At 64.0% G+C, this 13,328-nt stretch carries 7 protein-coding genes; 5 read left to right on the plus strand and 2 right to left on the minus strand.

What is annotated here, in order from left to right; translation table 11 throughout:
- Positions 1-173 precede the first annotated feature (173 nt).
- Complete coding sequence (locus AB7I51_RS03190; protein ID WP_428404257.1) at positions 174-857, plus strand: response regulator transcription factor; 684 nt, start codon at positions 174-176, stop codon at positions 855-857.
- On the plus strand, positions 841-2,253 hold the full coding sequence (locus AB7I51_RS03195; protein WP_428404258.1) for a sensor histidine kinase: 1,413 nt from the start codon (positions 841-843) through the stop codon (positions 2,251-2,253). The genes AB7I51_RS03190 and AB7I51_RS03195 overlap by 17 nt, the downstream gene beginning before the upstream one ends.
- Here AB7I51_RS03195 and AB7I51_RS03200 read toward each other — a convergent pair.
- Together AB7I51_RS03200 and pepN are read right to left on the minus strand one after the other, a co-directional pair.
- Positions 2,145-4,589 (minus strand): PAS domain-containing sensor histidine kinase, encoded by a 2,445-nt coding sequence (locus tag AB7I51_RS03200; RefSeq protein ID WP_428404259.1) that lies wholly within the window; start codon positions 4,587-4,589, stop codon positions 2,145-2,147. The genes AB7I51_RS03195 and AB7I51_RS03200 overlap by 109 nt on opposite strands.
- A 124-nt stretch (positions 4,590-4,713) precedes the next feature.
- On the minus strand, positions 4,714-7,350 hold the full coding sequence (gene pepN / locus AB7I51_RS03205; protein WP_428404260.1) for an aminopeptidase N: 2,637 nt from the start codon (positions 7,348-7,350) through the stop codon (positions 4,714-4,716).
- 313 nt (positions 7,351-7,663) lie between these two features.
- Here pepN and AB7I51_RS03210 point away from each other — a divergent pair, with 313 nt between their 5' ends.
- Genes AB7I51_RS03210 through AB7I51_RS03220 form a run of 3 tightly spaced genes read left to right on the plus strand, consistent with a single transcriptional unit; the run spans position 7,664 to position 13,311 of the window.
- Complete coding sequence (locus tag AB7I51_RS03210; protein ID WP_428404261.1) at positions 7,664-8,806, plus strand: efflux RND transporter periplasmic adaptor subunit; 1,143 nt, start codon at positions 7,664-7,666, stop codon at positions 8,804-8,806.
- Positions 8,807-8,815: 9 nt separating this feature from the next.
- Positions 8,816-11,962, plus strand: coding sequence for an efflux RND transporter permease subunit (locus AB7I51_RS03215; protein ID WP_428404262.1), 3,147 nt, complete (start codon positions 8,816-8,818; stop codon positions 11,960-11,962).
- Positions 11,959-13,311 (plus strand): TolC family protein, encoded by a 1,353-nt coding sequence (locus AB7I51_RS03220; protein WP_428404263.1) that lies wholly within the window; start codon positions 11,959-11,961, stop codon positions 13,309-13,311. Before AB7I51_RS03215 ends, AB7I51_RS03220 begins: the two co-directional genes overlap by 4 nt.
- The last annotated feature ends 17 nt before the right edge of the window (positions 13,312-13,328 follow it).

Raw genomic sequence — 13,328 nt, forward strand, 5'->3', positions numbered from 1 at the left:
GCCGGTTTACCGAACTTCTTGCGTTGAGGCCGACACACTGCACCCGCCCGCAGCCGGTCTCCGCAAAGAAGAGCGTCGGGCAGAGCCAGTCCCCTCCTGGCTCCCGAACGCGGGCAGGCTGGCGCACAATGCGCCGGCCTGCCGTTTTTTTGCAATCTCGGATATAGAGAAACATGCGCATTCTCATCATTGAAGACGACAACGAAGCGAGCGAATATCTCGTCAAGGCGTTCCGCGAACAGGGCCATGTCGCCGAACATGCCGCGGACGGGCTCGCCGGTTATGGCCGCGCCGGCGAAGGCGACTATGACGTGCTCATCGTCGACAGGATGCTGCCTAAGATGGACGGGCTGTCGCTGATCTCGGGCTTGCGCGAACAAGGCGTCGAAACGCCGGCCCTCATTCTTTCGGCCCTCGGCCAAGTCGACGACCGCGTCAAGGGCCTGCGCGCCGGCGGCGACGACTATCTCCCGAAGCCTTATTCCTTCTCCGAACTGCTCGCGCGCGTCGAGGCGCTGGCCCGCCGCCGCGTCGGCCCCAAGGGCGAAGAAACTCAATACCGTGTTGGCGATCTGGAGCTCGATCGCCTGTCGCACAAAGTGACCGTCGGCGGACAGGAAGTGGCGCTTCAGCCCCGCGAATTCCGTTTGCTCGAATATCTGATGAAACACGCCGGCCAGGTGGTGACCCGCACCATGCTTCTCGAGAATGTCTGGGACTATCATTTCGATCCGCAGACCAACGTCATCGACGTGCATATTTCGCGCTTGCGCTCCAAGATCGACAAGGGTCGCGAGAACCCGCTTCTGCACACGATCCGCGGAGCCGGGTATATGATTCGTGACGGCGCTCGGTAAGCTTTTCCGCACGACGGCGTTCAAACTGTCGATCGCCTATCTCGTGCTGTTCTCGATCGGCGCTGGACTGGTGCTCGCGCGCGTCGGGACCCGGGTCAAGGAAGTGCTCGACGAACAGATCGAGCAGACCGTTGACGCCGAAATCAGAGCGCTCTCAGAACAATATTCGCAAGGCGGCCTTCGTCAGCTCGCCAATGCGCTCGAACGCCGCGTACGCGCCCCGGGCGGTTCGCTCTATCTGCTGTCGAGCCATTCCGGAGACGTCATCGTCGGCAATATCGAGCCCCCGGCGTTCACGCCTTCGGGCGGTACGGCGCTCGTCGAGACGACCTATGAGCGGCGCGGCGAGCCGGGGGTCAAGCATCCGGCGTTGCTGCGGCTGTTTCTGCTGCCGGGCGGCTTTCGCCTGCTCATCGGCCACGATATCGAAGATCATGAGGTGCTGCGCGGCATCCTGCGCAGCGCGCTCGGCGTTTCGCTGTTCTGGCTCGTCCTTGTCGGCTCGCTTGGCGGCTTATTCGTTTCATATCGCATGCTCGAGCGCGTCGACGTGATGTCGGCCTCGGCACGCCGCATCATGGCGGGCGACATGCACGAGCGTCTCGCGGTTTCGGGCGCCGGCGACGAACTCGATCGACTGGCGGAAAATTTCAATGCGATGCTCGCGCGCATCAGCGAGCTGATGGCCGGCTTGCGCGAGGTGTCCGACAATATCGCGCATGACCTCAAGACGCCCCTGACTCGCCTGCGCAATCGCGCCGAGGCCGCCTTGCGGGCGGGCTCCGATGATCGCGAGCATCGCGAGGCGCTCGCCGCCGTGATCGAAGAGTCCGACAATCTGATCGGCGTATTCAACGCCTTGTTGATGATCGCGCGCGCCGAGGCCGGCTATTCGAGCGACCACATGGCCGCCTTCGACGCCGACGCCGTCGTGCGCGATATCGTCGAAATGTACGAGCCGGTCGCGGAAGAGCAGGGCGTGCGTCTCGACGTCACCGCGCAGGACGGACTAAAGATCACGGGCAGCCGCGAACTGCTCGGGCAGGCGCTCGTGAACCTTGTCGACAATGCGCTGAAATATGGCGCGGCGGGCGACGATCCGCGCATCGCCGTCGAAGCGCGGCGCGTCGGCAATTGCGTGGAGATCGTCGTCTCCGATCGTGGGCCGGGGATTGCGTCGTCTGATCGCGAGCGCGTGGTGGGACGCTTCGTGCGGCTTGAGAATTCGAGGTCGCGGCCGGGCTCGGGTCTCGGACTGTCGCTCGCCGCGGCGGTCGCCCGCATGCATCATGGCGCGTTGCGGATCGAAGACAATGCGCCTGGTTTGCGCGTTGTGCTGTCCTTGCCGGCGATGCGGATCACCGTCGGTCCGCCGGCGCGCGTCGAGCGCGCATGATGCGAGACTTTCCCAGGCGCGCTCTGCGGTTCGGTTGCGCGCGTCTTTAACTGGGTCACCGTCGCCGAGGCGGCCGGCAGCCGCATCATGACAATCGTGCCTTCGCCAAGCCGCGAGCGGAAGCGCAATGCGCCGCCATGCAATTCGATGAGGGCGCGGGCGATGGCGAGGCCGAGCCCGGAGCCGCGCATCCCGTTTTCGATCAAATTCGCGCATTGCTCAAAGGGCTTGCCGAGCTTGGGAATGGCGCATGGATCGACGCCGCGTCCCGAATCTTCAACATACACATCGATCGCGCCGCTATGCGCACGCGCGCGCACCCGCACCACTTGTCCCTTGTCGCTGAATTTCACCGCGTTGGAGAGAAAGATGCAGAGCGTCTTGACGATCGCGGCTTCGTCGCCGACGCAGCGCAGATTATCGGCGGCGTCGGCGACGATCTCGATCTCCTTGAGTTCGGCGCGCGCGCGCCAGGCGGCGACGGCCGTGCGCATCGCCTCGGCGACATTCATTTCGCGTTCGGCGAGCCGCACAAGACCCGCTTCGAGGCGCGACATGTCGAGAATGTCGGACAGCACTTCGTTGAGATAGGCGCCGCCCTGGCGTATGCCGCTGCAATATTCCAGATATTTTGGGGAGCCGAGGGCGCCGAAGGGCTCCGCCTCCATCATCTCCGAAAAGCCGATGATGGCGTTAAGCGGCGTGCGCAACTCGTGACTCATATTGGCGAGGAATTCCGATTTCGCCACATAGGCGGCCTCCGCTTCCGCCTTCTGATGATGATATTTCTCGGCGAGCGTTGCGAGCTGCTGCGCCTGTATTTCGAGCGTCTGCCGAGAATATGTGAGATCGGCGACGCTCACGGTGAGGCGACGCTCCGAATCGCGCAGCTTTTCCTCATTGCGCTTGAGCGCGGTGATGTCGGCGCCCACCGACACGTAGCCGCCGTCCTTGGTGCGGCGCTCATTGATCTGAAGCCAGCGCCCGTCGATAAGCTGGGCTTCATAGGCGCGGGCGTCGGGCGACGCGCCCTCGGGCGGGGCGATCTCGGTTCTGATCAGCGGCGCGGTGGCGCAGCTCATGATCTGCCGATAGCGCGCGCCGGGCGTCGCGGCGTCGGTCGGAATGCCATGCAGGGCCAGAAATTTCGAGTTGCAGGTGACCAGGCGGTTCTTGGCGTCCCATAGCACGAAGGCTTCCGAGATCGCGTCGATGGCGTCGCGCAGGCGCAGATTGGCGATCTTCGTGTATTCGGCGAGCGCCCGCTGCTCGGAAATGTCGATGGCGATGCCGACGAGATGCTTGCCGGCTTCGCGGCCCTCTTCGACGATCTGCGCCCGCGCCCGCAGCCAGATCCATTCGCCGTCGGCGTTCTTCAACCGGAATTCGTGATCGATGCTGTTGGCGCGCGAACCCGCCAACCTTTCGGCGATCGTTTCGAAGTCGCCGTCATCGGGATGGAGCATGCCGCTTAATTCCGCGAAGGAGAGAAAGCGCCGCTCGGCGGTCAGCCCCAGCATTTCGTACATGGAGTCGGACCAATAGATCCGGCCGCCCGCGATATCCCATTCCCAGAGACCGCAGCGCCCGCGCGACAGCGCCGCCTCGAGGCGCCTGCGGATCAGCGCATTGGCGCGTTCAACCTCCTGACGACGGCGAGTCTGGCGGAAATAGGCGAGGACGATGAGCAGCAGCAGCAGCGTTGCGCCGGCGAAAATCAGGGCATAGCGCGAAGCGACGGCGCGCCACTCGCCGACTACATTCTCGACCGGATAGATCATCGCCACCTGGCCGAAGGGCGCCGGCAGCTTCCTCACGCTCACCAGCGCAGCAACGCCCTCTGGCAAGGTGACGCGCATCACGCCGGCGTTATCGGCGAAGTCGATGAGCGCCTCTTCGGCGCCGAGCGCCTGCGACAGCGTCAGGTCTTTCGACGGAATCGGGGGGTATGCGGCGGCGATCCGTCCGCGCTGATCGGTCACCAGAATTCGTCGGCCGCGCGAAAGCGCGCCCTGCGGCACAAGCTGATCAAGCGGCGCAGCGAAGGGTTTTTGCGCGTCCGCCATCAGCTTGTCGCGCAAGTCGAGCGAGACGGCGCGCACGAAAAGTTCAAGGTCGTCGACGGCCTGCTCAACCAGCCGATCCTGCATCGCGCCGGCCAGCGACACGACGAAGGCGGCGAGAGACAGCAGGCAAACCGCGCAGGCGGCAAGCGCGACGGGGCGCAACCAGGCGAAATCCTTTAGCCCCTTTGCGGCGCCATCCTCGTCGAACCGATACGCGCCCCACACCGTATGGGCGTGAGTCTTCGCGCGGGCAGCGGGAGCGCGCCTCATCAAGAGCCTCCGAAATGATTGTGATGCAAACGCGGCTTTACGCCCGAATCACTTTCATTCGAATCCCTCGAGGCGCAATTGTCCAGACCTTAACGCAAAGTTAACGAAACTTTTTTCGATGGGCTCAGCCGAGCGCCCGCGTGGCGATGTCGCGCAGGTCCGCCGAGAGGTTCTCTTGCGCGACGATATGCTTGAGCCGAGCCTCAATCAGGTCGCGTCGTCGCGACTCCATCGTGCGCCAGGAGCGCAACGCCGAGAGCAGCCGCGCCGCCAGTTGCGGATTTTTCGGGTCGACTTGAAGAACGACGCTCGTCAGCAGATCGTATCCAGATCCGTCCAGCGCGTGAAAGCGCGTGAGATTGCCATTGACGAAGGCGCCGATCAGCGCGCGCACGCGATTGGGATTGGCGATCGAGAATTCGCGATGGCTCATCAGGCTCAACACGCGCTGCGTCGTCGCTTCTTCCGGAATCATCGCCTGTAAAGAGAACCATTTGTCGATCACAAGCGCGTCGCCGGCGTATTGCGCATAGAAGCGGGCGAAGGCCTCTTCGCGCGCGTGTCCGCCGAGAAGCGCCAGCGTCGCGAGCGCAGCGAGCTTGTCGGTCATATTCCCCGCAGCCTCAAATTGCGCCATGGCCAGCGCGCGCCCTCGTTCAGAGTCGCCGGCGGCCAGCAAGTCGAGCGCGACATTGCGCAAGGCGCGACGGCCGGCGCTGGCGGCGTCGGGCGCATAGGCGCCCTCGTCGGCGAAGCGCGCATAGATCGCGTCAAGCTCGGAACTGAGCGATCTGCCGATTTCGGCGCGAAGCGCCATGCGCGAATCAAACAAAACGTCGGGATCGACGTCGGTCGCCTTTTCGCGCGCGAGGTCGATGTCCGATGGCAGCGACAGGGCCTGAGCGACAAAGGCCGGATCGTCCTCAGCCTTGGCGAGCAGCGATCGCAGCGCGTCGCCGAGACCTTTCGCATCGAGCGCGCCGGTTTCGAGCCGGCTGAAAATCGCCCGCAAGGCGAGGCCTTGCGCCGCCTGCCAGCGATTGAACGGGTCGTCGTCGAAGGCGAGCAAGCGTTCGAGGTCCTCATTCGCGGGCGCAGGCTCGAGGCGCACGGGCGCGGAAAAGCCGCGCAGTAGCGAAACGACCGGCCGTGACGGGACCTCGCGAAATCGAATGACGCGCTCGGCGACGTCGAGTTCGATCAGGCCGCGGGCAAGTTCGGTCGGACTTGCGTCATCGCTGACGAGATCGAGCTTTTGGCCGTTCTCGCCAAAAAGCGCGAGCGCGATCGGAATGACGACGGGCTTCTTCTCGCTTTGGCCCGGCGTCGGCGCCGTCTCCTGACGGAATTTCAAAGCGAAGGTCTTGGCGGTGGCGTCATAGTCGCCGGAAGTCGTCACGACCGGCGTGCCCGCCTGACTGTACCAAAGCGCGAAATGCGTCAGATCGCGGCCCGACGCCGCGGCGAAGCAGGAAAGAAAATCCTCGACGGTCGCGGCGGTTCCGTCGAAGCGTTCGAAATAAAGATCCATGCCGCGGCGGAAGGTTTCTTCGCCGATCAGCCCGCGCAGCATGCGGATGAGCTCCGCGCCTTTCTCGTAAACCGTCGCGGTGTAGAAATTGTTGATCTCGTGATAGACGTCCGGACGCACGGGATGCGCGAGCGGGCCCGCGTCTTCAGGGAATTGCGCGAGACGCAGGCCGCGCACGTCGCCGATTCTCTCCACAGCGCGCGACCGCATGTCGGCGGAAAACTCCTGGTCGCGAAAAACCGTCAGACCTTCTTTCAGGCAAAGCTGAAACCAGTCGCGGCAGGTGATGCGATTGCCGGTCCAATTGTGGAAATATTCATGCGCGATGACGCCTTCGATGCCGGCGTAATCGCCGTCGGTCGCGGTGTCGGCGGAGGCGAGCACATATTTGTCGTTGAAGATGTTGAGTCCCTTGTTCTCCATCGCGCCCATGTTGAAGTCGGAGACGGCGACGATGTTGAAGACCTCGAGATCATATTCGCGGCCGAATTTCTCCTCGTCCCAGCGCATCGAGCGCTTGAGCGCGTCCATCGCATAGCCGGCGCGCGCTTCCTTGCCATGTTCGACATAGATCGCGAGATCGACGTCGCGTCCCGACATTGTCGTAAATTTGTCGCGCACGACGCCGAGGTCGCCGCCGACGAGCGCGAAGAGATAAGAGGGCTTGCGGAAGGGATCGCGCCAAATCGCGTAGTGGCGATCGGTTCCGGCGATGTCGCCATGCTCCACGGGATTGCCGTTCGACAGCAGGATCGGCGCTTCGCTCTTCTCGGCTTCGATGCGCGTCATATAGACGCTCAACACGTCCGGCCTGTCGAGAAAATAGGTGATGCGGCGAAAGCCTTCCGCCTCGCATTGCGTGCAATAGGCGGAGCCGGAACGATAGAGGCCCGAAAGCTGCGTATTGCCGCTCGGATTAAGTTCGGTCTCGATTTCGAGCGTAAAGGGCGCGTCGGGAACTTTGGAGAGCGTCAAACTATCGGGCGTCGCCTCAAAGTCGCCAGGGCCCAGCGTCGCGCCGTCGAGCTTGACGCCCAGCAGAGTCAGATCGTCGCCGTCGAGCGCCAGCGGCGCGCTCGCGTCGCCGGCTGGATTGCGGCGCAACGCCAGTCGCGCGACGACTCGCGCATTGGTCGGATGAAGCTTGAAATCGAGTTCGACCGAATCGATTGCGAAATCGGCGGGACGGTAATCGGCGAGCCGAATGGCGGCGGTCGAAGGATGACGCATCTGATCCTCAAGGCTGGAGCCACGTTTCTGCCGTGATTATAGAACCGGCGTCGTCATTTGCGACCGAAAGACGCGCCGCAAAGAACTTGCGCTGCGGGTTTTTCTGGAAAATCTCCACCAAATGGCCGAATTGCCTTGAGCAGCTCGAAGCGTCCGGGCAAAATCAAGGCCGTTGCGGCGCCGGGGCCTCAGTTCGGCGTCCGCCGCGCGCGTGGGCTGCGGCATGCGCCGCATCGTCTCTGGAACGACGCCGATAGCTTCGAGCGCGCAAAAGCGCTGACGGCTTGCAAAGCTAAGGTTCAAGATCAATCACATGCGGCGAATGCTTGCTCTTTTCCTTCGCGTTTTCACTGTTGGCGGCCTTCTGAGCTTCAGCGCCGGCGCTGCGCAGGGCGCGCCCGAGGAGAATCAGAATTTTCCCCAGCCGATCCTGGTGAAGATCACCGAGGAACAGATGCGCGTGGCCGGCGTCGAGACTCAGCCTGTCGAGTCGGAGTCGGGGATGGGCGAGCTTGTCGTGCCCGGCGTCGTCGCCGTGCCGCCGCAGCAGCTGCGCATTGTCGCCACGCCGGCGGCCGGCCTTGTCGAGACCTTGCTGGTCGCGGTCGATCAGGACGTGAAGCAGGGCGCGCCGATCGCCACATTGAAGTCGTCCGAGCTCGTCGAGGCGCAGCGGGCCTTTCTACACGCCGTTTCGGACGCCAATCTCGCGGCTGAGAAGCTGCGGCGCGACGAGCAGTTATTCAAAGAGCACATCATCGCCGAGCGCCGCTTGATCGTGACGCGGGCCGAAGCCACTCAGGCGCGCTCGTCGCTTGACGAGCGGCGGCAGATTCTCGCGCTCGCCGGGATGACCGATCAAGAGATCGACGCGCTTCAGCGTGACCGAAAGCTTGCAAGCTCGCTCGTGGTGCGCGCGCCGATCTCTGGAACGATCCTACAGCGCCACGGAACGACGGGTGAGCGCGTGCAGGCTTCGGCGCCTCTCGTCACTATTGCGCGGCTCGATCCAATCTGGGTCAATCTGCAGGTGCCGCTTGGCCGCGCCGCCGCGCTCGTCAATGTCGATCGCGTGCATTTGCCATCGGCGGGGCTCGACGGCAGGCTCATTCGCATCGGCCGCACGGTCGATGCGGCGACGCAGTCGGTCACGGCCGTGGCGGAGTTTCGAACCGGACGCAGCTCGCTGCGTCCTGGCCAGGCGGTGCAGGCGATCATGCGCATTACCGGCGGCGGCGAGAAGCAGTGGCGCGTTTCCGCCGATGCGCTGGTGAACTTCAAAAACCACAACTGGGTGTTTGTACGCACCCCCGAAGGCTTTGTCGCGACGCCCGTGATGCTGCTTTCCGAAACGCCCCAATACGCGTCGGTCCAGGGAGTGCTCAAAGCCGGCGCGCGCGTGGCGACGCGCGGCCTGCTGACCTTGCTGGCTGAACTGGCCGAAGCCGAAAGGTGACGACGAGCCATGCTTGAACGGCTGATCCGCGCCGCGCTTCAACAGCGGTTGCTCGTCTTTCTCGGCGCGCTCGGCCTCGCCGGTTGGGGAGCGGTCAGCTATTTCAAGCTGCCGATCGACGCCTTTCCGGATGTCGCGCCGGTGCAGGTGCTGGTCGCGATGCGCGCGCCGGGCCTCACGCCCGAGGAGCTCGAGTCGCGCGTCACCGTCCCGATCGAACTCGCGGCGAAGGGCATTCCCAATCTCATCCGCATGCGCTCGATGACGCGTTATTCGGTGACGCTGATCACCTTCGAATTTTCAGAAGGAACCGACATCTACTGGGCCCGGGCCCAGGTCAATGAGCGTCTGGCGCAGGCGCAAAGTCAGATGCCGGACGGAGTCTCCGGCGGTCTCGCGCCGATCGTCACGCCGCTTGGCGAAATGCTGATGTTCACCATCGTCGGCGGCGATCTCACGCCGACCGAGCAGCGCACGCTGCTCGACTGGACCATACGTCCCGCCATCCGCGGCCTGCCGGGCGTCGCCGACCTCAATGTGCTCGGCGGTTTCGTGCGCACCTTTGAAGTCGCGCCTTCGCCTGCCGCCATGGCGTCGCGCGGCGTCACCGTGGAAACGCTCCAATCTGCGCTTTCCAACAACAACAAGAACGATGGCGCAGGGCGCGTGCGCGACGGCGAGGAAGCTCTGCTGGTGCGCGCCGAAGGCCGATTGCGCTCGCTCGAGGACATCCGCTCTGTCGTGATCGCCGCGCGCGACACGGGCATCGTGCGTGTGGGCGACGTCGCCGAGGTGCGCAACGGCGCGCTTCCGCGCAATGGCGTCGTCGTGCGCAACGGCGAAGGCGAGGCGGTGTGGGGCCTGGTGCTCGGCCTTCGTGGCGCCGACGCACGGATGGTGGTCAATGGCGTGAAGGCGCGGCTTGCCGAAATCGAGCCGAACCTGCCGAACGGCGCCAAGATCGAAATCTTCTACGATCGCAGCGAATTGATCGGCAAGGCGGTCTGGACCGTGCAAAAGGTGTTGATCGAGGCGATCGTTCTTGTCGTCCTTCTGCTCGCCCTGTTTCTCGGCAACCTGCGGGCGGCGGTCGTCGTGTCGCTCATTCTACCGCTCGCCGCGCTGTCGACCTTCGGCATCATGCGCTGGTGGGGCTTGTCGGCGAACATCATGTCGCTCGGCGGTCTCGCGATCGCCATCGGACTTCTGGTCGATTGCGCCGTCGTCGTCGTCGAGAACGTCGAACATCGCATGGCGCATGCGCATGACGCCAGCCTCTCCGACCGCATTTTCATGACGTTTGAGGCGACTCGCGAGGTCGCCGTGCCGCTGACGTCGGGCGTCGTCATCATCGTCACCGTATTCCTGCCGCTGCTCTCTCTCGAAGGTCTGGAGGGGCGCCTGTTCGCGCCGGTGGCGCTGACCATCGCTTTCGCCCTCGGATCGGCGCTCGTGCTGTCGCTTACCGTCGTGCCGGCGCTCAGCGCGACATTGTTGAAGCCGGGTCATGCCGACGAGCCCTGGCTCGTGCGCAAGATCGCGGCGGTCTACGAGCCGCTGCTCAGGCGTTCGCTCGATCGGCCAATAATCGTCGGCGCCGCGGCTCTCATTGGCCTCGTCATCGCCGTCACTGCTTATGCGCGCCTTGGTCAGACCTTCATGCCGGTGATGAATGAGGGCACGCCGGTCATCACCGTTCGCAAACATCCCACGATCAGCGTCAATATGGCCGCGGAAACTGATATGCGCATTCAGCGCGAAATCATGGAGCGCGTGCCGGAAGTCAAGGGAATGATGGCGCGCGCCGGCGCCGACGAACTTGGCATCGATCCGGTTGGCCTCAACGACACCGATAACTTCCTCACCCTGGCGCCGCAAAGCGAATGGCGCGGCAAGGACATAGATTGGCTGATGGGCGAGGTTCGCGCCGTGCTCGACGGCATGCCGGGAATTTCCTATGCCTTTTCGCAACCGATCGACATGCGCGTGCAGGAAATGATCATCGGCGCGCGCGGCGACGTCGTCGTCAAGATTTTCGGCGACGACATCGACGAGCTGAACCGGCTCACCCGCGAAGTCGCGGCGACGTTGCGCAAGATCAAGGGCGCGCGCGACGTGTTCGGGCTGCAGAACGATGGCATGCGCTATCTGACGGCGCGCGTTGACCGGCTCGCGGCCGGGCGCTTCGGGCTCAACGCCAGCGAGATTCAGGACGCGCTCCGCGTCTGGGTCGACGGTCAGCCCGTCGGCATCGTGCTGGAAGGACCGATCCGCACGCCGCTCGTCATCCGCGGCTCGGAGACGTCGCGCCGCTCATCCGTGGATTTCGCCCGGCTGCCGATGGTGTCCTCCGAAGGCAAGGTGGTCGAATTGTCACAGCTTGCCGACGTGCGCGTGGAGAACGGGCCGATCCAGGTCGTTCGCGAGGACGGCCGTCGCTTCGCCACCGTCCTCGCCAACGTCTCCGGACGCGATCTCGTCGGATTCGTCGCAGAAGCCAAGAAAGCCGTCGCCAAGAATGTCAGGACGCCGCCGGGCTATCGCTATCAATGGGGCGGCCAGTTCGAAAACCAGCAGCGCGCTTCGGCGCGATTGGCGATCGTCGTGCCGATCGCGATGGCGCTGATTTTCCTGCTGCTTTATGTAACGTTCAATTCGGTGCTGCAGGCGACGCTGGTGTTCTGCAACGTGCCCTTCGCGGCAATCGGCGGCATTCTGGGGCTGTGGCTCTCGGGGGAATTCATCTCGGTGCCATCGTCCGTCGGCTTTATCGCGCTTGTCGGAATCGCCGTGCTCAACGGAGTCGTTCTCATTTCCTACATCAACAAGCTCGTCTCCGAAGGCACGCGCAGCACGCGCGAAGCGGTGTTGGAGGGCGCGCGCCGGCGCATGCGGCCTGTTCTGCTCACTGCCACCATCGCCGCCTTCGGCTTGATTCCGTTCCTGTTTGCTCATGGGCCGGGGGCCGAAATCCAGCGTCCGCTCGCCGTCGTCGTCATCGGCGGGCTCATATCCGCCACAGTTTTGACCCTAATTCTGCTGCCAATTCTCTACGATCGAACAGCTAATCTCGGCATGGTGTTCCGCCAGAAGTTCAGTGCGCGCGCGTTGCGTCGCGCCGCCTCGACACGCCGGCGCGAGGACGCTCGCGCATGAGGCCGAGCGCGGTTCTCGCTGCCTTCTCCTTGTTTGCTTTCGCTTTGCCCCTTGAGACGGAGGTCAGGGCGCAAGAGCAGGAGGAGGCGGCGGAGACGCACATCAAAGCGTCAGTCAAGCCGTCGCCCAAAAAGAACCGTGCGCGGCGGCCGTCGTCCAAGCCGCAGCGCTCCGGAGCGCTGCCCAAGCACCTTGAGATCGCGGTCTCCATCGACGCGCAAAGCCTCTCGCTCGAGGCGCAATTTCGCGCCACTTCTGCGCGCTATGCGACAGCCAATTCGATTACGCCGGGTTCGCCTTATATTAGCGGCTCGCAGCGCAACAATATCTCCAGCAATGTCACCGGCAATATGCGCAATTACAACGAAACGGAGATTGAGGCAGGCATGCCGTTGTGGCTGCCGGGGCAGCGCGACGCCTTCGCGGCGACGGTTGCCACCAGCCTCTTCGAGGTGGAGGAGCGGCTGGCGCTTCGCCGACTTGAAGTCGCCGGCGCATTGCGCAATGCGTGGTGGAGCGCCCAGCGAGCGGAGCGCGAAGCCTCGGTCGCGCGCAATCGCGTCGCCACCGCGCGAGACATAGGGACGGACATGACTCGCCGCGTGGAGCTCGGCGACGCTTCAAAGACTGACGAATTGCTTGCGGAAAACGAGACTCTCGCCGCCGAAACCGAACTTGCGCAAGCCGAGGGCGCGGTGAAGGTGGCGCGCGTCAACTACATGGCATTGACCAGCGGCGCGCCGCCCGATGGAAGCCTCGAGTCGGTGCGTCCCGCAATCGACATAGAAAATCATCCAGCCTTACGCGCGCCGCGCGCCGCGCTCGAGCGCGCGCAAGCACAGGCGCAGCTCGTCGACGCCACGCCGATCGACAGTCCCGAAATCGGCGTGTTCGGACGGCGCGATTATAACGATCAATATTCGACGGATCCCTCTCAGCCGCTGTCGAACCAGCGCACGAATTCGACGACCATCGGCGTTCGCATCCGTATTCCTTTGCCGACGATGGGCCGCAGCGAGCCGAGACGCGCCGCGGCGCTCGCCGAAATGGACCGCGCCACGGCGGAATATGAGCGCGCGAAGCGGATCATTCTTGCGGAGATAAAGGCGGCGCGCGACAATCTGGCGGCGGCGCAGCGTGCGGCGAAACTTGCCGACAGCCGTCTTGGCGTCGCCAATGATCAATTCGAGCTGTCGCGCAAGGCGTTCAAGCTTGGCGAGTTGAGCGCCTTCGACCTTTTTCGCGTGCGTCAGCTTCAGCTCGATGCTCAGCGCATGCAGGCGAGCGCGGCGATCAATGTCGGCGCCGCGATCTCCCGGCTCAATCAAGCTCAGGGCTATGCCCCCTAACGAGAACAGACCTCTCG

This window comes from Methylocystis sp. (assembly GCF_050246715.1).
GTDB lineage: Bacteria > Pseudomonadota > Alphaproteobacteria > Rhizobiales > Beijerinckiaceae > Methylocystis.

Coding starts and splice junctions, on each gene's coding strand:
- AB7I51_RS03190 (WP_428404257.1), top strand. CDS start 174: ATGCGCATTCTCATCATTGAAGACGACAACGAAGCGAGCGAATATCTC.
- AB7I51_RS03215 (WP_428404262.1), top strand. CDS start 8,816: ATGCTTGAACGGCTGATCCGCGCCGCGCTTCAACAGCGGTTGCTCGTC.
- pepN (WP_428404260.1), bottom strand. CDS start 7,350: ATGCGTCATCCTTCGACCGCCGCCATTCGGCTCGCCGATTACCGTCCC.
- AB7I51_RS03220 (WP_428404263.1), top strand. CDS start 11,959: ATGAGGCCGAGCGCGGTTCTCGCTGCCTTCTCCTTGTTTGCTTTCGCT.
- AB7I51_RS03210 (WP_428404261.1), top strand. CDS start 7,664: ATGCGGCGAATGCTTGCTCTTTTCCTTCGCGTTTTCACTGTTGGCGGC.
- AB7I51_RS03200 (WP_428404259.1), bottom strand. CDS start 4,589: ATGAGGCGCGCTCCCGCTGCCCGCGCGAAGACTCACGCCCATACGGTG.